The organism is Micromonospora sp. WMMD964 (assembly GCF_029581455.1).
In the GTDB taxonomy this organism is placed as follows: Bacteria; Actinomycetota; Actinomycetes; order Mycobacteriales; family Micromonosporaceae; genus Micromonospora.
The window spans coordinates 3,539,908-3,559,701 of the sequence record NZ_CP120860.1; the positions used below are offsets into that span (position 1 = coordinate 3,539,908).

The window sequence follows — 19,794 nt, forward strand, 5'->3', positions numbered from 1 at the left end:
GGCGACCCGCGGACGGGTCGCCGGTCGCGCGCGTCTGCGTGGATGTTCCGCTGGCGCACCTGGACCGGCCGTTCGACTACCTGGTGCCCGCCGAGCTGGACGAGGTGGCGGTGCCCGGCACCCGGGTGAAGGTGCGCTTCGCCGGGCAGCTCGTCGACGGGTGGTTGCTGTCCCGCGCCGACGACTCCGGGCACACCGGCCGCCTCGCGTACCTGGAGAAGGTGGTCTCCCCGGAGCCGGTGCTGGCGCCCGAGATCGCCCGGCTGGCCCGTGCGGTCGCCGACCGGTACGCGGGCAACCTCGCCGACGTGCTCCGGCTCGCCGTGCCGCCCCGGCACGCGCGGGTGGAGAAGGAACCCCGCGACGACCAGCCCGCGGCGACCGCGACCGCCGAGGACGCGCCGGTCGACCCGCGCGGATGGCGGGACTACCCGACCGGCCCGGCGCTGCTGCGGGCGCTCACCGACGGGCGGGCTCCCCGTGCGGTCTGGTCGGCGCTGCCGGGGGAGGACTGGGCGGCCCGTTACGCCGACGCGGTGGCCGCCACCGTGGCCGGCGGGCGCGGCGCTGTCGTCGTGGTGCCCGACGCCCGCGACCTCGACCGGCTGGACGCCGCGCTCACCGCCGTCCTCGGGCCGGGACGGCACGTCAGCCTCACGGCCGCGCTCGGGCCGGCGCGCCGCTACCGCGCGTTCCTCGCCGCCCGCCGGGGGCGGGTGCCGGTGGTGATCGGCACCCGGGCGGCGATGTTCGCCCCGGTGGACCGCCTCGGTCTGGTCGCCGTCTGGGACGACGGCGACGACCTGCACTCCGAGCCCCGGGCGCCCTATCCGCACGCCCGCGACGTGCTGCTCACCCGCGCCCAGCTCGCCGAGGCCGGTGCGCTGGTCGGCGGTCACGCCCGCAGCGCCGAGGCGCAGTTGCTGCTGGAGACCGGCTGGGCGCGCGAGGTGGTCGCCGACCGGGCGACGGTGCGGGCCCGCATCCCGGCCATCGCGCCGACCGGTGACGACCCTCAACTGGCCCGCGACCCCGGGGCCGCCACCGCCCGGTTGCCCAGCCTGGCCTGGACGGCGGCCCGCGACGCCCTGCGGCAGGACCTGCCGGTGCTGGTGCAGGTGCCCCGGCGCGGCTACCTGCCGTCGATCTCCTGCGCCGACTGCCGCACCCCGGCCCGCTGCGCGCACTGCGCCGGCCCGCTCGCGCTGCCGTCGGCCGGTGGCACCCCGGCCTGCCGGTGGTGCGCCCGGGTGGCCGCCGCGTACGCCTGCCCGCAGTGCGGTGGGCGGCGGCTGCGGGCCGCGGTGACCGGCGCCCGGCGGACCGCCGAGGAGTTGGGCCGGGCGTTCGCCGGTGTGCCGGTACGCACCTCGGGGCGCGAGGAGGTGTTGACCGACGTTCCCGGCGGCGCGGCCCTGGTGGTGGCCACCCCCGGTGCCGAGCCGGTCGCCGAGGGCGGCTACGGAGCGGTGCTGCTGCTCGACTCGTGGGCCCTGCTGACCCGGGCCGACCTGCGGGCCGGTGAGGAGGCGCTGCGTCGCTGGCTGGCTGCGGCGGCGTTGGCCCGACCGGCTCCGGCCGGGCGGGTGGTGGTGGTCGCCGACGGCGCGCTCGCCCCGGTGCAGGCGTTGCTGCGCTGGGACGCCGCCTGGTTCGCCGGGCGGGAGCTGGCCGAGCGCCGGGAGTTGGGCTTCCCACCGGCCGTCCGGATGGCGAGCGTCACCGGAGCGGCCGAGGCGGTGGCGGACCTGCTCACCGCCGCCCGGCTGCCGGAGGACGCCGAGGTGCTCGGGCCGGTGCCGGCCGAGGAGGGGCGGGAGCGGATGCTGGTCCGGGTGCCCCGCGCCCGGGCTGCCGCGCTCGCCGAGGCGCTGCACTCGGCGGCAGGTGCTCGCGCCGCCCGTAAGGCCACCGACCCGGTCCGTCTCCAGGTCGACCCGCTGAGCCTGTTCTGAGGAGTTTCGGCTGGTGCCGGCGACAACGGCCCCCGCCGTCGGTTGGGTCCTCGCACACCGCGTCCGGCGGGACGGTGCCGCCGGAGTGGTAGCATCGCCCGTCATGCCGAGGCGTACGGCGGCTCCAGGTCGCGACGGAGCGTCAGAGACGCCGAGTCGGGCCGCCGCGGGCAGTCGCGACGATGGCGGGAACGCGTCGGTCGGACGCGGTGTCGATGATGTCAATGAGCCGGTGATCAGGGGTGGACAAGTCGTGACCGTTGGACAATCGATCGTCTTCAACGGCGACCTCGGCAGCGGCAAGAGCACCGTGTCGGTCGAGATCGCCAAGCGGCTCGGGATGCGCCGGGTCAGCGTGGGGGACCTCTACCGGGAGATGGCGCAGCAGCGGCAGATGACGGCTCTGCAGCTCAACCTGCACGCCGAGCTGGACCAGGCCGTCGACGGCTACGTCGACCAGCTCCAGCGGGACATCGCCGCCTCCGGTGAGCGCCTCATCATGGACTCCCGGCTGGCCTGGCACTTCTTCACCGACGCGCTCAAGGTGCACATGATCACCGAGCCGGGCGAGGCGGCCCGTCGGGTGCTGGCGCGCCCCTCCGGTCCGGCGGAGAGCTACGCCTCACTGGAGGAGGCCAAGGCCAAGCTCCGTGAGCGCAGCGCCAGCGAGCGCAGCCGGTTCATCATCCGGTACGGCGTGGACAAGGCCCGACTGCGCAACTACGACCTGATCTGTGACACCACCCGGGCGACCGCCGCCGAGGTGATCGAGCACATCGTCGCCGCGTACGAGGGGACGCTCGGCGCCGAGGTGCTGCGGGACGCGCCACCGCTGCTGCTGCTGGACCCGGCCCGCGTCTACCCGACCGAGGACATCGCCACCCTGCGGGGCCTGTGGGACACCGACTTCGTCGGCGACGTGGCCGAGGCCGGCGACGAGGCCCTCGAACCGCTGAAGATCGGGTTCACCGGCGAGTACTTCTTCGTCGTCGACGGTCACCGTCGGCTCAGCGCCGCCCTGCAGAACGGGTTCTCCCTCGTCCCGGCCCAGCTGGTCGCCGAGGTCGACGAGCCGGTCGTGGGTGGGATGACGGCGATCGACTACTTCGCCGCCCAGGTCCGTCCCGGCCTGATCTACGACTGGGAGGCGGCCCACAAGATCCAGCTTCCGCTGCCCGAGCCCGCGTTGCTCCGCGGTGACGCGGTGCTCGCCGGGGACCCGAGCATCGGCGCCTGAGCACCGCCCGCCGGTGTGGGCCCCGGCGGTGCCTGAGCGCTCGGCCGCCGGTGTCGAATCCGGCGGTGCCTGAGCGCGTCGGCGCCGGCCAGTCGCCGCACCGGCGGCACCAGCAGCAGCAACCCGACCGCACGACGGCGAGGGCTGCCGGATGACGGCCGCACCGGGATGATGGAGCCTCCGACGCATCGACGGGGGGCCGGCCATGGAGGCTGCCGAAGCGCTGACACTGCTCATGTCGCCGCAGGGGCGCGTCGACCCGTACCCGACGTACGAGCGGCTGCGCGCCCACGGGCCGGTGGTGCAGGCGATGCCGGGCCTGTACGTGGTGACCGGTTACCCGGAGGCCGACGAGCTGCTGCGCGACCCCCGGCTCGGGGTGCTCGACGACGCGTTGCGTGACCAGGTCTGGCCGAACTGGCGGCAGAGCCCGGCGGTGTCGTCCATCGCCCGGTCCATGCTGCGGACCAACCCGCCGGACCACAGCCGGATGCGGCGGCTGGCCGCCGGGGCGTTCAGCCCACGCCGGATCGCCGGGATGCGCGACGTGGTACGCGCGCAGGCCGAGGAGTTGCTCGACGCGATGGTGTCCCGTGCCGCCCGCGGCGCTCCGGTCGACATCCTGGCCGACTTCGCGTACCCGTTGCCGGTCGGGGTGATCTGCGCGCTGCTCGGCGTACCCGCTGCCGACCGGCCGCTGTTCCGCCGCTGGGCCGGTGACCTGACCGGGGTGCTGGAGCCGGAGATGACCCCGGAGGAGTTGACGGTCGCCGACGCGGGGGCCGCCGAGCTGCGCGACTACTTCGTCGAGCTGATCGTCGCCCGGCGGCGGGCACCGGCCGACGACCTGACCAGCGCGCTGGTCCAGGTGCACGACGCCGACGGCGACCGGCTCACCGGCGACGAACTGCTGGCCAACCTGGTGGTGCTGCTGGTGGCCGGGTTCGAGACCACGACCAACCTGCTCGGCAACGGTCTCGTCGTGCTGCTGGGTCACCCGGCCGCCGCCGCCGAGCTGCGCGCCGATCCCGGGCTCGCCGCGGCGTACGTCGAGGAGTTGCTGCGCTACGACTCGCCGGTGCAGTTGACCACCCGGACCAGCACGGCGCCGGTGCGCTGCGGCGGGCTCGACCTTCCGGCCGGCAGCACGGCGCTGCTGCTGCTCGGTGCGGCGAACCGCGACCCGCGCCGGTTTCCCGACCCGCAGCGCTTCGACCCGACGCGGGGCCAGGCGCACCCGCTGTCCTTCGGCGCCGGCCCGCACTACTGCCTCGGCGCCGGCCTGGCCCGGCTGGAGGCGCAGCTGGCGTTCCCGATGCTGCTGCGCCGCCTCCCCGAACTGGCTCTGGTCGAGCCGCCCCGGCACCGGACCCGGCTGACCCTGCGCGGCTACGAGAGCCTGCTGGTGACGCTGGGCACGCCGGCCGTCGACGCCCGGGATGCGCCGGCCGGCACGCGGCAGGGCACCGCGGCCGACCGCTGACGTCTGCGCACAGCGAAGGGCCGGGTCGGTACGCGGACTGCGCACCGACCCGGCCACCGGGTCGAACGGCGGGTCGCCGAGCTACCTCAGCCGAGGACGACGCCCGAGGCGCCGACGCCGGCCATGCCCGCGAAGATGTCCTCGTAGTAGAACCGCCAGGCGCAGACCCGCCCGGTGGTGACGTAGCCGGTGCAGGCCGTCGACGTGTTGGTGTCGTCGATGGCGGTGTTGGTGCCGGTCGCCCAGACCTGGAGGGTGTTCGCCGCGTTCACGATCTCCACCGGGCCGCCGCTGTCGCCCTGGCCGACGGCGTTGGTACGGGTGGTGTTCTCCGCCTGGACCTGACCGCAGACCTGGCCGAAGTTGCGAACGTTGATGCACAGGTTGCGCGCCTTCACCTGGATCGAGCAGCGGGTGCCGGAGTACGCGCCGGAGGTGCACACCCAGTTGCCGACCTGGCTGGCCGACGCGCCGATCACCTGGTTGCTGAACTCGCTGACCACCCCGCCGGCCGCGTTGGTGCTGTTGTTGAAGACCCGGCCGCCCGAGCTGCCGGACAGCAGCAGGGTGTCGGTGCCGGCGTTGCGGGTGCCGACGATGCCCATCGACTGCCCGGTCGGGTCGGTCGCGGCGTTGTTGATGTTGCCGCAGTGCGCGGCGGAGAGGATCCGCGCGACCCCGCCCTGGAAGACCCCGAAGCCGGTCGAGCAGCCGCCGCCGGTGGTGGCGTTGCGCCAGGCGGCGCCACCCCACCACGGCGCCGTGTCGTCCCACCGGGTGGCGGGCGAGGCGGCGACGCCGGTCTGCACGGTCACCGGTACGCCGGCGAGGGCCGTCGCGCCGAGCAGCCCGTCCTGGGTGCCGACGAGCAGGCCGGCGCCGTCGGCGCGCGGTCCGACAGTGGTGATCTCGTCACCGGCCTTGGCGCGCAGCCGGTCGGCCGCGGCGAGCAGTTCCCGCTGGGAGTACGGCGCGGACAGCACCTGGGTCGCGACGGTGGCCCGGGCGTTGGCCACCAGGTTGGCCGGGGGCTCTCCCTTCCAGTAGACCTGGAGCTGCCGCTTGGTGGGGTCGGCGACGATACCGGCGAAGCCGGAGGTCGCGCTGCGTTCCGCCGCGGTCGTGATCCGGGCGGCGGCGGTGTTCATCCGCTGCTGCAACGTCAGTAGCTCGGCCCAGGAGGCGAATCCACCGGGCACCGGAGTGCTGTCGACGAACGACCCGGCGGTGCGAGCCTTGCCGCCGGGTGCGGCGACGCCGGCCTTGCCGTCGGGCGCGGCGGTGGCCGGTGCGGCGGTCACTCCGGCGACGAGCAGCGTGAGGCCGAACGCGGTGACGGCGACGCGGCGCAGCATCGTCGTGGACCGTCGGACGGTCGGGTGTGGACGGATCATCAGTACCTCTTCCCCCAGGGATCGTGGAGCGGGTCGAACCCGCAGCAGGACGGTGGCACGGGACGTCGGCTCCACGTCGCGCATCCTGGACGGCACTGGACACCGCCGGACATCATCGGACGATCAGCAGTCCGAAGTGGAACTGTCAGACATCGGCGCTCACCTATCGATAGGGGTGGAGGTGGAATTAGCCTGCCCGTGCACATCCGGGGGGCTGGGCGATCGGGGGGTGGGGAGCCGTATGTCCGACCAACGGGTACCTCCCGGCGCGGGGCAGGCGGAGCAGGGGGCGACCGGGGCGTTCGAGGTGGTCCGCCGCGGCGTCGACGTGCAGACGTTGGAGGAACTGGCCGGGCTGTTACGCCAGTTGCGCCGCCGGGAGGCTCGGCAGGAGGGCGAGACCCAACTGACGTACCGGCAGTTGGCGGCGAAGACCGGCTGGTCACGGGGGATCATCGGGGAGTACTTCGGCGGCAACATCCTGCCGCCGCCGGAGCGGTTCGACGTCCTCATCCGGCTGCTCGGGGCGAGCCCCGCCGAGCAGGGGGTGCTGGCCACCGCCCGGGACCGGGTCGAGGAGAGACGTCGACGCCCGCACCGGGACGACGCCACCACCGAGGGGTCGAGCGCCGGGCCGGGCCGCGTCCGCAGCGGCGGTCAACGCACCGGTACGACAGTGAACCGGCTGCCCGTCCCCCGCCAACTGCCCCCGGCGCTACCCGGATTCGTCGGACGTGTCGCCCAGCTCGCCCAGCTCGACGCCCAGCTCGTCAGCCCCGCCCCGGCGGAGGACGGCGGCCCGACGCCGGTCACCATCATGACGCTGTCCGGCACGGCCGGGGTCGGCAAGACGACCCTCGCCGTGTACTGGGCGCACCGGGTCGCCGACCGCTTCCCGGACGGCCAGCTCTACGTCGACCTGCGCGGCTTCGACTCCACCGGGACGGAGATGACCGCCGTCGAGGCGGTACGCGGCTTCCTGGAGGCCCTCGAGGTGCCGCCTGAACGCATACCCACCAACCTGAACGCGCAGGTCGGCCTCTACCGCAGCCTGCTCGCCAACCGGCGGATGCTGGTGTTGCTGGACAACGCCCGCGACGTCGACCACGTTCGGCCCCTGCTGGTCGGCAGCCCGAGCTGTCTGGTCCTGGTCACCAGCCGCAACCGGCTCGCCGGCCTGGTCGCCGCCGAGGGCGCCCGCCCGATCGGCGTCGGCCTGCTCAGCACGGCCGAGGCGTGGCAGCTGCTGGCCCGGCGGCTCGGCGCGCAACGGTTGACCGTCGAGCCGACGGCGGTGGACGAGATCATCGAGCGGTGCGCACGGCTGCCGCTGGCGCTGGCGGTGCTCGCCGCCCGGGGCGCGGCGAATCCGGAGTTCTCCCTGGCCGCCCTCGCCGCCGAGCTGCGCGAGGCGCCGCGTCCGCTGGACTCCTTCGACGGTGGGGACGCCGGCACCGACGTGCAGGCGGTCTTCTCCTGGTCGTACCGGAACCTGACGCCGGCGGCGGCACGTCTGTTCCGGCTGTTCGGTTGCCACCCGGGGCCGGACATCGGGGTGGCCGCGGCGGCCAGCCTGGCCGGGCTGCCCCGGGCCCGGGTGCCCCGACTGTTGGCGGAGTTGGCCCACGCGCACCTGGTCACCGAGCACACCCCCGGCCGGTTCGGCGCGCACGACCTGCTCCGGGCGTACGCGGCCGAGCAGGCCGACCGTCTCGAACCGGCGGAGTCCCGGCGGGCGGCGATCCGACGGGGTCTCGACCACTACCTGCACACCGCGCACGCGGCAGCCCTGCTGTTACAACCCGGCCGGGATCCGGTCGCCCTGGCGGCCGCCGAGCCGGGCGTGGTGCCCGAGGAGATCACCGACCACGGTGCGGCCCTCGCCTGGTTCACCGTCGAGTACCCGGTGCTGCTGGCGGCGGTCGCGTACGCCAGGCGTACCGGCTTCGACGGCCATGCCTGGCAGTTGGCCTGGACGCTGGTGGACTTCCTGCAGCGCCGCGGTCGCTGGCCCGACCTGGTGCTCGCCCAGCGGGCCGCGCTGGCCGGGGCGCGGGAGGTCGGCGACCGGCTCGGGCAGGCGAACGCCCACCGTGACCTCGCCCGGGTGCTGTACCGGCTGGGGCGGGTGGACGAGGCGGCGAGGAACTACCGACAGGCGTTGGTGATCTTCGGGTCGTTGGGGGACCACACCGGGCAGGCGCGGACCCACCGGGCGTTCGGCGCGATGCTCGACGGCTTGGGCCGGTACGCCGAGGCGCTCGACCACGGCGAACGCGCGCTGGCCCTGTACCAGGCCGCCGGCCACCTGGCCGGGGAGGCGAGCGCCCGCAACGCGGTGGGTTGGGCGCACGCCCAGCTCGGTCAGTACGGGCGGGCGCTCACGCACTGTGGGCAGGCGTTGGCGCTGCTGCGCCCGACCGGTGACCGGCACGGCGAGGCGAACACCTGGGACAGCCTGGGCTTCATCCACGCCCGGTTGGGTGACCACCGCGAGGCGATCCGCTGTTACGGGCGGGCCCTACGGCTGTACCGGCGGATCAGCGACCGCTACGACGAGGCGGACACCCTGTGCCGGCTCGGGGTGAGCCGGCAGGCGGCGGGGGACCCGGCGGGTGCGGTGCGTACCTGGCGGCGGGCCCTGGGCATCCTCGACGACCTCGGTCACCCGGACAGCGAGCGGGTGCGCGACCTGCTGGCCGAGGCCGAGGCCCCGGGTGGGGGAGCCGACCCGTGACGCTGGGCACACCCGCGGTGGCCGATCGAGGTACGCCGCCCGGCGGGCGGCCGGGCACTCCGTAGACTGGTACGGCACCGCTCGTCCGACCCGTGAAGGAGCCACCCCGCGTGACCGTCCAGCCCATCCGTCTGTTTGGGGATCCGGTGCTGCGCACGCCGGCCGATCCGGTGGTCGATTTCGACGTCGAGCTGCGGAGGCTCATCGCCGACCTGACCGACACGATGCGTGAGCAGAGCGGCGCCGGCCTGGCCGCACCGCAGCTCGGTGTGGGCCTGCGGGTGTTCGCCTTCGACGTCGACGACGTGCTCGGGCACCTCGTCAACCCCGTGCTCGAGTTCCCCGACGAGGAGGAGCAGGACGGCCCGGAGGGCTGCCTGTCCATCCCCGGGCTCTACTTCGACACCAAGCGCCGCCAGAACGTCATCGCCAAGGGCTTCAACGGCTACGGCGACCCGCTGCAGATCGTCGGCACCGGCCTGATGGCCCGCTGCGTGCAGCACGAGACCGACCACCTCGACGGTGTGCTCTTCCTGGACCGGCTGGACGTCGCCGGTCGCAAGGAGGCGATGAAGGCGATTCGCCAGGCCGAGTGGTACGACGCGTCCGCCCCGCCCACGGTCAAGGTCAACCCGCACGGCGCGGGCAGCCCCTTCGGCCTGGGGCGGTGACCCGGATGCGTGTGATCTTCGCCGGTACCCCGGCCGTCGCCGTCCCCGCTCTGGCCGCCGTCGCCGCCTCCCGGCACGAGCTGGTCGCGGTCGTGACCCGACCCGACGCGCCCGCGGGGCGTGGTCGTGGTCTGTCCCGGTCCCCGGTCGGCGAGTGGGCCGACGAGCACGGCGTGGAGGTGCTCACACCGGCCCGTCCCCGCGAGCCCGAGTTCCTCGACCGGCTCCGCGCGCTCGCGCCGGACTGCGTGCCGGTGGTCGCCTACGGCGCGCTGGTGCCACCGGCCGCGCTGGAGATCCCCCGGCACGGTTGGATCAACCTGCACTTCTCGCTGCTGCCCGCGTGGCGTGGGGCCGCGCCCGTGCAGCACGCCGTGCTGCACGGCGACGAGTTCACCGGTGCCAGCGTCTTCCAGTTGGAGGAGGGCCTGGACACCGGCCCGGTCTACGGCACGCTGACCGACGAGATCCGGGCGGCCGACACCTCCGGTGACCTGCTGGGGCGGCTCGCCGACTCCGGCGCCGGGCTGCTGGTGGCGGTGCTCGACGCGATCGCCGACGGCACCGCGCGGGCCGAGCCGCAGCCCGTCGACGGGGTGTCGCTGGCGCCGAAGCTGACGGTGGACGACGCCCGGGTGCGCTGGGGCGATCCGGCCTTCGCCGTGGACCGTCGGCTGCGGGCGTGCACCCCGGCCCCGGGCGGCTGGACCACGTTCCGAGGGGAGCGGGTGAAGCTCGGCCCGGTCGTGCCGGTGCCGGACGGCCCGGAGTTGAAGCCGGGCGAGTTGCTGGTGGAGAAGTCCCGGGTGCTCACCGGCACGGCGACCGTGCCGGTGCGTCTCGGTGAGGTCCGTGCCGCGGGTAAGCGGGCGATGGGCGCCACCGACTGGGCGCGTGGCGTCCGCGTCGGCACCGGCGAGGAGTTCGCGTGACGGCCCCGGAGGGGACGCGCCCCACGCGCTCGGGCCCGCCCTCGGGTCGTGGCGGGGACCGCCGACCGGCCCGTCCGCCACTGGACCGCCCGCGTCGGGCCGCGTACGAGGCGGTGGCCGCGGTGCACCGCGACGACGCGTTCGCCAACCTGGTGCTCCCCACCATCCTGCGGGAGGAGGGGCTGTTCGGCCGGGACGCGGCCTTCGCCACCGAGTTGACCTACGGCACCCTGCGCCACCTGGGCACGGTGGACGCGATCCTGACCGACGCGTCCGGTCGGGACGTGGCCCGCATCGACCCACCGGCGCGCGACGCGTTGCGCCTCGGCGCCTACCAGTTGCTGTACACCCGGGTGCCGCCGCACGCCGCGGTCTCGTCGACGGTGGACCTGGTCCGCTCGGTCGCGCCGGGTGCCGCCGGTTTCGCCAACGCGGTGCTGCGCGAGGTGTCCACCCGTGACGTGGACGCCTGGGTGGCGAAGCTCGCCCCGCCGATGGAGACCGACCCGGTCGGGCACCTGGCCCTGGCGTACAGCCATCCGCAGTGGATCGTGCGCGCGTTCTCCGAGGCGCTCGGCGGTGACCTGGGCGAGACGGCCCGCCTGCTGATCGAGGACAACGAGCGGCCGCCGGTGCACCTCTGTGCCCGGCCGGGCCTGATCGACCCGGTCGAGCTGGCCGACCAGGTCGGGGGCGCGCCCGGCGCCTTCTCGCCGTACGCCGTCTATCTGCCCGGTGGCGCGCCCGGCGACGTGCCGGCGGTGGCCGACGGCCGGGCCCACGTGCAGGACGAGGGGTCGCAGTTGGTGGCCGCGGCGCTGGCCGACGCGCCGCTCGACGGGCCGGACGGGCGCTGGCTGGACCTGTGCGCCGGTCCGGGTGGCAAGGCCGGGCTGCTGGGTGCCCTGGCCGCGCAGCGGGGCGCGCGGGTGACCGCGGTGGAGGTGGCCGAGCACCGGGCCCGGTTGGTGTCCCAGGCGACCCGGGGTCTGCCGGTGGCCGTGCTGGCCACCGACGGCCGGGAGGTCGGCGCGGACCCGAAGCTGCCCGAGGAGCACTTCGACCGGGTGCTCGTGGACGCGCCGTGTACGGGGCTGGGGTCGCTGCGCCGTCGCCCGGAGTCCCGCTGGCGTCGGCAACCGTCGGATCTGCCGCCGCTGACCCGGCTGCAACGGGAGTTGCTCGGTGCGGCGCTGCGGGCGGTCCGCCCGGGTGGCCTGGTCGCCTATGTCACCTGCTCGCCGCACACCGTCGAGACCCACGTGACGGTGACCGAGGCGGCCCGCCGCAGCGGGGTAGCCGTGGACTTCGTGGATGCCCGTCCGCTGTTGCCGGCCGGCATGCCCGGTCTGGGCGACGGGCCGACCGTGCAGCTGTGGCCGCACCGCCACGGCACCGACGCGATGTTCCTCGCCGTCCTGCGGCGAAACTGATCCGATGTCGCGTCCGGCCGGTCGACCCGGCCGGACGCGGCGGCGCTCAGGTGACCGGGAGGCCCTTGGTGCCCGCGTTCTTCATCGAGCGGGTCAGGTCCCGGTCGGAGATCCAGAGGAAGCACTGCACGCCGCGGTTGCCGTTCTTCCACTCCTCCTCGTACGGCTGGTAGTAGATCGTGCCGGCGCGGAATTCGAGTTGGGAGTTGTCCGGCACCTTCGCGTACTTGGCGATCATCGACTGGCAGGCCCGGTGGGTGCGCTTGGTGGTGCGCGTGAACTCGGCGTAGCTGACGTCCGGCCCCTGCCACACCCCGACGAACTCCGCGTGGTGCTTGGCGGTGCAGGAGACCGGCACCATCTCCTCGATGTCGTCCTTGACCATCTTCGGGTTGAAGCAGCGGTACGCCAGCGGCGCCGCGCCGGACAACGCGCCCCGGAGGCTGCCGGTGCGCAGGTCGACGGTGGTGTCGTCGATGCTGACGATCTCGGTGACGTCGCAGCGGTACCAGCGGGCCCCGCTCGCCCAGGCCTGCGGTGACGGCAGCACGACGGTCAGACCGAGCCGCCCGGAGCGCCAGTCGGCGCCGACCGCCTTGTTGACCTGGGTGTCGCACGCGGCCTGCGCGGCCCGCATGCCCTTCGATCCGGGCAACGGTGTCGTGCCGGGGTCGGCGGCGGGGCCGGTGAGGGTGCCGACGTGCATGGTCTCGACCCGGTGCGCCTCGGTGCACGGCGTCGGGTTGTAGCCGGTCAGGAAGCCGACCTGCTGGGAGGTCTGGTGGCAGACGTCGGCGGCGGGGACGAACTGCTGCGCCGCGACGGGCGCCGGCCAGTCGTCGACGAGGTCACGGTCGAGTCCGGTGGGCGCGTTGCACCCGGCCAGCGCCAGGGCCGCACCTCCGGCGAACGCCGTCAACCACCGTCGCATCCCTGACCTCCCCGCCCCTGGTGGCCGCCGACCGTACCCGGCCGGCCGGTAGCGCCACGGCGCAGCAGCATACGGCACCACTGCTCAGATCGCCGGAAGTCCCTCCGGGCCGACCCCGCGCATCGAACGGGTGAGTTTGCGGTCGTCGCTCCACAGGAAACAGCGCACCCCACGGTCGCCCTCCTCCCACTCCCGTTGCGACGGTGGGTAGTAGATGGACCCGGCCCGGTACGGCAACTCGTCGTTGTCCGGCACGTCCGCGAACGCGGCGATCAGCCCCATGCAACGCTGGTGCGCCTGCGCGGCGGCCTTGCTGAACGCGGCCCAACTCATGTCGCGTTCCTCGTAGACGCCGACGAACTCGGCGCGGTGCGGTTCGGTGCACAGCACCGGTGCCATGTAGTTGAGGTTGTCGCCGATCAGCTTCGGGTCGAAGCAGCGGTGGGTGAGCGGGCTGTCGCCGATCAACGCGCCGCGCAGGCTGCCGGTGCGGTTGACCGGGCGGGTGTTGTCGATGCTGCCGGTCTCGCTGAGGTCGCACCGGAACCAGCGTGCGCCGCCGGACCAGGCGGGTGCGGACGGCAACGCGAGGGTCAGCGCGAGGCGGGCGGTGTGCCAGTCGCCGCCGAGCACCTCCCGGGCCCGCTGGTCGCACTCGGCGCGGGCGGTGCGCAGCGCCGACGCACCGGGCTCGGGCCGGGCCTCGGCCAGCGCGTCGGGCCCGACGAAGGTGCCGACGTGGATGGTCTCGGCCAGGTGGTTACGCGCGCAGTCCACCGTCTCGTACGTGCTGGCCTGCACGACCGGGATGATCCGGGGCAGGCAGGTGTCGGTGGCCGGGCTGAACGGCTTCGGCACCCGCAGCGCCGGCCAGTCGTCGGTGAGGTCACCGTCCGCGCCTCGGGCCGGTGCGCAACCGGCCAGCAGTATCGTCGTGACGCCGGCCAGCACCAGCGCTGGGAGCCACCGTCGCATCGTCCGCCCTTCCCGGGAACTGGCGGCCGGTCACCGCGCCCCGCGGCGAGACCCCGGCGGGCGTGCAGCCTATGGCACAGTCCCGGTTGGAGTGTCGTCGCCTTTCCGTCGATCGGCCAGCCATTGCCGTCTGTTCGTCCGGATCCGAGGGTCCGGAGTAACGAATTCTGCACCATTGGTCACTGCTGGGTCACAGCGCGTCCCCGAAGGTGGCGCGATGCGGGTCGCGGCTCGCCACGTTCGTACACTGGCCAGGTGACCGTACCGCCGCCGATCGTCGCGCCGAGCATCCTGGCCGCCGATTTCGCCCGCCTCGCCGAAGAGGTCCGTGCCGTCGAGGACGCCGCGGACTGGTTGCACGTCGACGTGATGGACAACCACTTCGTGCCGAACCTGACCATCGGTCTACCCGTGGTGCAGAGCCTGCGGGCCGTCACCGCGATGCCGTTCGACGTGCACCTGATGATCGAGGATCCGCGGCGGTGGGCCCCCGGCTACGCCGACGCCGGGGCGTACAACGTCACCTTCCACGCCGAGGCGTCCGACGATCCGGTGGCGCTGGCCAAGGACCTGCGGTCGGCTGGCGCGAAGGCCGGGCTGGCCATCGACCGGGACACCCCGATCGAGCCGTACCTGGACCTGCTGCCCAGCTTCGACACCCTCCTGATCATGACGATCAAGGCCGGTTTCGGCGGGCAGCGGTTCATCCCGCAACTGCTCGACAAGGTGCGTACCGCCCGCCGGCACGTCTCCGCCGGGCACCTGGAGCTGCGCATCGAGGTGGACGGCGGGATCGCCGCCGACACCATCGAGCAGGCCGCCGCGGCGGGCGCGGACGCGTTCGTCGCCGGCACCGCCGTGTACGGCGCCGCCGACCCGGCGGAGGCCGTACGGCACCTGCGTTCGCTCGCGGAACGCGCGGCTCCCGGCGCCTGACGTGGAACCCGACGGCGACCGCAAGGACATCATCCTCGTCGTCGACGACGACGAGGACATCGCTCGTTTCGTCGAGTTCAACCTGCGCCTGCACGGCTTCGAGGTGATCCACGCCGTCGACGGCCAGGAGGCTCTCGAGGTCATCGAACGCGAGCGTCCGGACCTCGCGGTCGTCGACCTCATGATGCCCCGGATCGACGGGCTGGAGCTGACCCGTCGGTTGCGCGCCGACCCGATGACCTCCGCCCTGCCGGTGATCATGCTGACCGCCAAGGGGATGACCGTCGACAAGGTGCTCGGGCTCAGCGCCGGCGCCGACGACTACCTGGTCAAGCCCTTCGACACCGCCGAGCTGGTGGCCCGGGTCTCGTCCACGCTGCGCCGCAACAAGGAGTTCCGGGAGGTCTCCCCGCTGACCGGGCTGCCCGGCAACAGCCGGATCCGGCGGGAGATCAGCGACCGGGTGCGGCAGGGCGTGGACTACGCCGTCGGCTACGTCGACATCGACCGGTTCAAGAGCGTCAACGACCGGTACGGCTTCGTCCGGGGCGACGACTTCATCTCCGCGTTGGCCCGCAGCCTGCACCGGGCGGTGGTGGGTGTCGGCCTGCCGCCGGCCTTCCTCGGTCACGTCGGCGGTGACGACTTCGTCATCGTCTGCACCCCGGACCAGGTCCGTCCGCTGACGTCGCAGGCGGTGGTGGACTTCGAGACCGCCGCGGACACGCTCTACGACCCGACCGACCGGGAGCGCGGTTTCGTCGAGCTGAAGGACCGGCGGGGCAACATCCGCCGCGCCGCCCTGGTCACGCTCTCCATCGGGGTGTCCCTCTCCGACGCCGGCAGGCGGTTCACCGACCCCCTCGAGGTGATCGCGGTGGCCTCGGAGATGAAGACGGTCGCCAAGAGCCAACCCGGGTCGTACGTGGCGGTGGACCGGCGTCGTGGCGTCACCTGACGCGTGATCCCGCTGTGAAGTAGCTCGCCTAGGTGGCGGCGAAGGCGAAGAAGCGTGTAAGACTGCCGGTATAACCCACCACGCGCTGGCGGGACTCGGTGAAATTCCGAACCGGCGGTGATCCACGGTGCGACCGTGGTCAGCCCGCGACCCGGACGGCTCTGCCGCCCGGTGGACCTGGTGAGAATCCGGGGCCGACGGTTGGGGGCGGTTCGTCCGCGCCCAGACAGTCCGGATGGGAGACAGCGCGCGGGACGGACGGGTCCGCCCGGCCGCTGGCTTCAGCGTGCCGTGCCCACCCTCCCGGGGCGGCTGTGCCGTTCCCGGGTTCCGCCTCCGCCTGCCCGCGGCCCCATGGCCGCAGCCTCCCTGACCGCCAGCGCGCGGACGGCGAGTGAGAGGGCAGGGCAGGGCGATGGCCAGCGTCTCCGTCGACGAGGCGATGCGGCGTGCGATCGAGTTGGCGGCGCGCGGGCTCGGCACGACCAGCCCCAACCCGGTGGTCGGGTGCGTGCTGCTCGACGAGGACGGCCAGGTCGTGGGGGAGGGCTTCCACGCGTACGCCGGCGGGCCGCACGCCGAGATCGTCGCCCTGGCGCAGGCCGGGCAGCGGGCCAAGGGCGGCACGGCGGTCGTCACTCTGGAACCCTGTGACCACACCGGTCGCACCGGCCCCTGTAGTTCCGCGCTGGTCCAGGCCGGGGTCGCCCGGGTGGTCATCGCCGTACCCGATCCCAACCCGGTCGCGTCCGGTGGCGCCGCCACCCTGCGCGCCGCCGGGGTCCGCGTCGACCTCGGGGTACGCGGCGAGGAGGCCGAGGCCGGCAACGTCGCGTGGCTGACCTCGATGCGCCGGGGCTGGCCGTACGTCATCTGGAAGTACGCCGCCACGCTCGACGGGCGGGCCGCCGCGCTGGACGGCACCAGCATGTGGATCACCTCGGAGGCGGCCCGGATCGACGTGCACGCGCTGCGGGGCACCGTCGACGCGGTGGTCGCCGGGGTGGGCACCGTGCTCGCCGACGACCCCCGGCTGACCGCTCGCAACCTGCGGGACGGCAGCCTGGCCATCCGGCAGCCGCTGCGGGTGGTGGTGGACAGCTCCGGGCGTACCCCGGCTGACGCCCGGGTCCGCGACGGCGCCGCGCGGACGTGGATCGCGACCGCCGACGAGGTCGGCGCCGGCCCGGACGGCCGGGTCGACCTACCGGCGCTGCTCGCTGCCCTGCACGAGCGGGGGGTCCGCTCGCTGCTGCTGGAGGGCGGCCCCCGGCTGGCCGGCGCGTTCCTGCAAGCCGGCCTGGTCGACAAGGTCATCGGGTACGTCGCGCCCCGGCTGCTCGGTGCCGGACCGACCGCTCTGGTCGACGCGGGAGTGAGCACCATCGCCGAGGCAATCGATCTGGAGTTCGTCGACGTTACGCAGATCGGTCCGGATCTGCGGATCACCGCTTTGCCCCGCAAAAGGGAGGGCTGAGATGTTCACCGGCATTATCGAAGAGTTGGGGGAGATCGTCCGGGTCACGGCGACGGCGGGCGATTCCGCGCTGATCGGCGTCCGTGGTCCGTTGGTCACCTCGGACGCCCGGCACGGCGACTCCATCGCGGTCAACGGCGTCTGCCTGACCGTGGTGGACGTGGCGGACGGGGTCTTCACCGCCGACGTGATGGGCGAGACGCTGCGCCGCTCCGCGCTGGGTGCGCTGAGCGTCGGTGACCCGGTCAACCTGGAGCGGGCCGCCGCGCTCGGCAGCCGGCTCGGTGGGCACCTGGTGCAGGGCCACGTGGACGGGGTCGGCGAGGTGATCTCCCGGGAGCCGGCCGAGCAGTGGGAGACGGTCCGGTTCCGGCTGCCCGCCGGCCTGTCCCGGTACGTGGTGGAGAAGGGCTCGATCACGATCGACGGTGTTTCGCTGACCGTGGCCGAGGTGGGCGCGGACGAGTTCGCCGTCGGGTTGATCCCGACCACGCTCAAGCTGACCACGCTCGGCGCGAAGGGGGCCGGCGACCCGGCCAACCTGGAGGTCGACGTGCTGGCCAAGTACGTCGAGCGGCTGCTCGGCGACCGGTTGGCCGGCTCCGACGGCGCCGGGGCGGCTCCGATCACGGGCGGGGTGGCCTGATGGGTGCGCTCGGTTGGCTGCTGGACGCCCAGGTGCAGGTGGCCGGCTCGCCGGTGCTGGTCCGGGAGATCGTCGGCAACGCGTTCGGCCTGATCTCCGCGCTGCTCGGGCTGCGCCGGGTGGTCTGGGCCTGGCCGGTCGGCATGATCGGCAACGCGCTGCTCCTGACCGTCTTCCTCGGCGGGGTGTTCGCCACCCCGCAGGCGCACGACCTGTACGGGCAGGCCGGGCGACAGGTGTTCTTCTTCGCGGTCAGCGTCTACGGGTGGTGGCGCTGGCAGCGCAACCGTCGCGCCGACGCCGGGCAGGCGGCGGTCGTCCCACGGTGGGCCACCGGGCGGGAGCGGCTGATGCTGCTGCTGGCCGCCGTGGTCGGCACCGCCGCCGCGTACCCGGTGCTCAAGGCACTGGGCTCGTGGGGCCCGCTGCCCGACGCCTGGATCCTCACCGGCAGTCTGCTGGCCACGTACGGCATGGCCCGCGGCTGGGTGGAGTTCTGGCTGCTGTGGATCGCGGTGGACGCGGTCGGCGTGCCGCTGCTGCTGCGCGGCGGGTTCTACCCGTCCGCGGTCATGTACCTGATCTACGGCGCGCTGTGCGTCTGGGGCTTCGCCGCCTGGTGGCGCACCTCGCGTGCGACCCGCCCGGCCACCGCCCGACCCATCTACACGGAGGCTGTGGCATGAGCGAGCACAGCGAGCGAATCATCAGGTTCAGTCACTTGGTGCCTCATGACGCCATGGAGCGAAGCGGAGTGGCGGCATGAGCAGCTTCGGAAGCATCGAGCACGCGATCGCGGAGATCGCGGCCGGTCGGCCGGTCGTCGTGGTCGACGACGCGGACCGGGAGAACGAGGGCGACCTGATCTTCGCGGCCGAGCTGGCCACGCCGGAGCTGATGGCGTTCATGGTGCGCTACACCTCCGGGTACGTCTGCGTGCCGTTGACCGAGAGCGAGGCCGACCGCCTCGACCTGCCGCCGATGCACCACACCAACCAGGACCGGCGCGGCACCGCGTACACGGTGACGGTGGACGCCCGGGAGGGGGTCAGCACCGGCATCTCGGCGGCCGACCGGGCGCACACCATCCGGCTGCTCGCCGCCGCGTCCACCGACCCGACCGACCTGGCCCGCCCCGGGCACGTGGTGCCGCTGCGCGCCCGCGAGGGCGGGGTGCTGCGTCGGCCCGGGCACACCGAGGCCGCGATCGACCTGACCCGGCTGGCCGGGCTGCGCCCGGCCGGCGTGCTCTGCGAGCTGGTCAACGACGACGGCACCATGATGCGGTTGCCCGACCTGGAGAAGTTCGCCGCCGAGCACGGCCTGACGCTGATCACCATCGCCGACCTGATCGCCTACCGGCGGCGCACCGAGAAGCAGGTCGAGCTGGTCGCCGACGCCCGGATGCCCACCCGGCACGGCGTGTTCCGGGCGCTCGGCTACCGTGCCGAGCACGACCCGGCCGAGCACGTCGCGATGGTGCTGGGCGACCTCGGTGACGGCCAGGACGTGCTGGTCCGGGTGCACTCCGAGTGCCTGACCGGGGACGTGTTCGGTTCGCTGCGCTGCGACTGCGGCCCGCAGTTGGACGCCGCGCTGGCTCGGGTCGCGCAGGAGGGGCGGGGCGTCGTGCTCTACGTCCGCGGGCACGAGGGGCGGGGCATCGGGCTGCTGCACAAGCTTCAGGCGTACCAGTTGCAGGATCTCGGCCGTGACACCGTCGACGCCAACCTCGACCTGGGGTTGCCGGCCGACGCCCGGGACTACGGCACCGGCGCGCAGATCCTCTACGACCTGGGTGTGCGCTCGATGCGGCTGCTCACCAACAACCCGGCCAAGCGGGCCGGGTTGGAGGGGTACGGGTTGACGATCACCGGCCGCGAGGGGCTGCCGGCCGGGGCGCACCCGGAGAACCTGCGCTACCTGCGCACCAAGCGGGACCGGATGGGTCACCTGCTGGACGAGTTGGACGAGGGGTCCGAGGCGCCGCTGGGGCGTCCGGTCGCCGACGACGAGATCGGAGCATGAC

At 73.8% G+C, this 19,794-nt stretch carries 16 protein-coding genes; 13 read left to right on the top strand and 3 right to left on the bottom strand.

Annotation, left to right across the window (positions count from 1 at the left end):
• The first annotated feature begins 38 nt into the window (after positions 1 to 38).
• From O7616_RS16425 to O7616_RS16435, 3 genes are all read left to right on the top strand, one after another.
• Positions 39 to 1,955 carry a primosomal protein N' gene (locus O7616_RS16425; RefSeq protein ID WP_348773816.1) on the top strand — a complete coding sequence of 639 codons (1,917 nt, stop codon included), beginning with the start codon at positions 39 to 41 and terminating at the stop codon, positions 1,953 to 1,955.
• Between the two features lie 253 nt (positions 1,956 to 2,208).
• A complete protein-coding gene (locus O7616_RS16430) occupies positions 2,209 to 3,192 on the top strand; it encodes an AAA family ATPase (protein WP_282302782.1) in 984 nt (327 codons plus the stop codon).
• A 205-nt stretch (positions 3,193 to 3,397) separates the two neighbouring features.
• Positions 3,398 to 4,675, top strand: a complete 1,278-nt coding sequence (locus O7616_RS16435) for a cytochrome P450 (protein WP_282302783.1) — start codon at positions 3,398 to 3,400, stop codon at positions 4,673 to 4,675.
• Between the two features lie 86 nt (positions 4,676 to 4,761).
• Here the strand turns inward: O7616_RS16435 and O7616_RS16440 are convergent, their stop codons facing one another.
• Entirely contained in the window at positions 4,762 to 6,069 is a 1,308-nt protein-coding gene (locus tag O7616_RS16440) for a hypothetical protein (protein WP_282302784.1), read from the bottom strand.
• Positions 6,070 to 6,310: 241 nt separating this feature from the next.
• Between O7616_RS16440 and O7616_RS16445 the strand changes: the two genes are divergently transcribed.
• The 4 genes from O7616_RS16445 to O7616_RS16460 all read left to right on the top strand — a co-directional run bounded on the left by O7616_RS16445 (position 6,311) and on the right by O7616_RS16460 (position 11,842).
• The gene (locus O7616_RS16445) at positions 6,311 to 8,806 is read left to right on the top strand and encodes a helix-turn-helix domain-containing protein (protein WP_282302785.1); all 2,496 of its coding nucleotides are present in this window, start codon (positions 6,311 to 6,313) and stop codon (positions 8,804 to 8,806) included.
• Between the two features lie 110 nt (positions 8,807 to 8,916).
• Positions 8,917 to 9,477: a peptide deformylase gene (gene def, locus O7616_RS16450; protein ID WP_282260841.1), complete on the top strand. Its 561-nt coding sequence runs from the start codon at positions 8,917 to 8,919 to the stop codon at positions 9,475 to 9,477.
• A gap of 5 nt (positions 9,478 to 9,482) precedes the next feature.
• On the top strand, positions 9,483 to 10,409 hold the full coding sequence (gene fmt, locus O7616_RS16455; RefSeq protein WP_282302786.1) for a methionyl-tRNA formyltransferase: 927 nt from the start codon (positions 9,483 to 9,485) through the stop codon (positions 10,407 to 10,409).
• A complete protein-coding gene (locus O7616_RS16460; protein ID WP_282302787.1) occupies positions 10,406 to 11,842 on the top strand; it encodes a transcription antitermination factor NusB in 1,437 nt (478 codons plus the stop codon). Before fmt ends, O7616_RS16460 begins: the two co-directional genes overlap by 4 nt.
• Positions 11,843 to 11,888: 46 nt before the next feature.
• Here the strand turns inward: O7616_RS16460 and O7616_RS16465 are convergent, their stop codons facing one another.
• Both O7616_RS16465 and O7616_RS16470 read right to left on the bottom strand, forming a co-directional pair.
• On the bottom strand, positions 11,889 to 12,773 hold the full coding sequence (locus O7616_RS16465) for a septum formation family protein (protein WP_282302788.1): 885 nt from the start codon (positions 12,771 to 12,773) through the stop codon (positions 11,889 to 11,891).
• A gap of 84 nt (positions 12,774 to 12,857) precedes the next feature.
• Positions 12,858 to 13,748, bottom strand: a complete 891-nt coding sequence (locus O7616_RS16470) for a septum formation family protein (RefSeq protein WP_282302789.1) — start codon at positions 13,746 to 13,748, stop codon at positions 12,858 to 12,860.
• 255 nt (positions 13,749 to 14,003) lie between these two features.
• Between O7616_RS16470 and rpe the strand changes: the two genes are divergently transcribed.
• From rpe to O7616_RS16500, 6 genes are all read left to right on the top strand, one after another.
• A complete protein-coding gene (gene rpe / locus O7616_RS16475; protein WP_282260834.1) occupies positions 14,004 to 14,684 on the top strand; it encodes a ribulose-phosphate 3-epimerase in 681 nt (226 codons plus the stop codon).
• A 1-nt stretch (position 14,685) separates the two neighbouring features.
• On the top strand, positions 14,686 to 15,642 hold the full coding sequence (locus O7616_RS16480) for a response regulator (protein ID WP_282260833.1): 957 nt from the start codon (positions 14,686 to 14,688) through the stop codon (positions 15,640 to 15,642).
• 415 nt (positions 15,643 to 16,057) lie between these two features.
• Positions 16,058 to 17,119, top strand: coding sequence for a bifunctional diaminohydroxyphosphoribosylaminopyrimidine deaminase/5-amino-6-(5-phosphoribosylamino)uracil reductase RibD (ribD, locus tag O7616_RS16485; RefSeq protein ID WP_282302790.1), 1,062 nt, complete (start codon positions 16,058 to 16,060; stop codon positions 17,117 to 17,119).
• A 1-nt stretch (position 17,120) separates the two neighbouring features.
• The gene (locus O7616_RS16490; protein WP_282302791.1) at positions 17,121 to 17,765 is read left to right on the top strand and encodes a riboflavin synthase; all 645 of its coding nucleotides are present in this window, start codon (positions 17,121 to 17,123) and stop codon (positions 17,763 to 17,765) included.
• Positions 17,765 to 18,451 (top strand): nicotinamide riboside transporter PnuC, encoded by a 687-nt coding sequence (gene pnuC, locus O7616_RS16495; RefSeq protein ID WP_282302792.1) that lies wholly within the window; start codon positions 17,765 to 17,767, stop codon positions 18,449 to 18,451. The genes O7616_RS16490 and pnuC overlap by 1 nt, the downstream gene beginning before the upstream one ends.
• Before the next feature lie 76 nt (positions 18,452 to 18,527).
• On the top strand, positions 18,528 to 19,793 hold the full coding sequence (locus tag O7616_RS16500; protein WP_282302793.1) for a bifunctional 3,4-dihydroxy-2-butanone-4-phosphate synthase/GTP cyclohydrolase II: 1,266 nt from the start codon (positions 18,528 to 18,530) through the stop codon (positions 19,791 to 19,793).
• Position 19,794: the final 1 nt, after the last annotated feature.

Coding starts and splice junctions, on each gene's coding strand:
- O7616_RS16435 (WP_282302783.1), top strand. CDS start 3,398: ATGGAGGCTGCCGAAGCGCTGACACTGCTCATGTCGCCGCAGGGGCGC.
- O7616_RS16440 (WP_282302784.1), bottom strand. CDS start 6,069: ATGATCCGTCCACACCCGACCGTCCGACGGTCCACGACGATGCTGCGC.
- O7616_RS16445 (WP_282302785.1), top strand. CDS start 6,311: ATGTCCGACCAACGGGTACCTCCCGGCGCGGGGCAGGCGGAGCAGGGG.
- fmt (WP_282302786.1), top strand. CDS start 9,483: ATGCGTGTGATCTTCGCCGGTACCCCGGCCGTCGCCGTCCCCGCTCTG.
- O7616_RS16465 (WP_282302788.1), bottom strand. CDS start 12,773: ATGCGACGGTGGTTGACGGCGTTCGCCGGAGGTGCGGCCCTGGCGCTG.
- O7616_RS16470 (WP_282302789.1), bottom strand. CDS start 13,748: ATGCGACGGTGGCTCCCAGCGCTGGTGCTGGCCGGCGTCACGACGATA.
- ribD (WP_282302790.1), top strand. CDS start 16,058: ATGGCCAGCGTCTCCGTCGACGAGGCGATGCGGCGTGCGATCGAGTTG.
- O7616_RS16490 (WP_282302791.1), top strand. CDS start 17,121: ATGTTCACCGGCATTATCGAAGAGTTGGGGGAGATCGTCCGGGTCACG.
- pnuC (WP_282302792.1), top strand. CDS start 17,765: ATGGGTGCGCTCGGTTGGCTGCTGGACGCCCAGGTGCAGGTGGCCGGC.
- O7616_RS16500 (WP_282302793.1), top strand. CDS start 18,528: ATGAGCAGCTTCGGAAGCATCGAGCACGCGATCGCGGAGATCGCGGCC.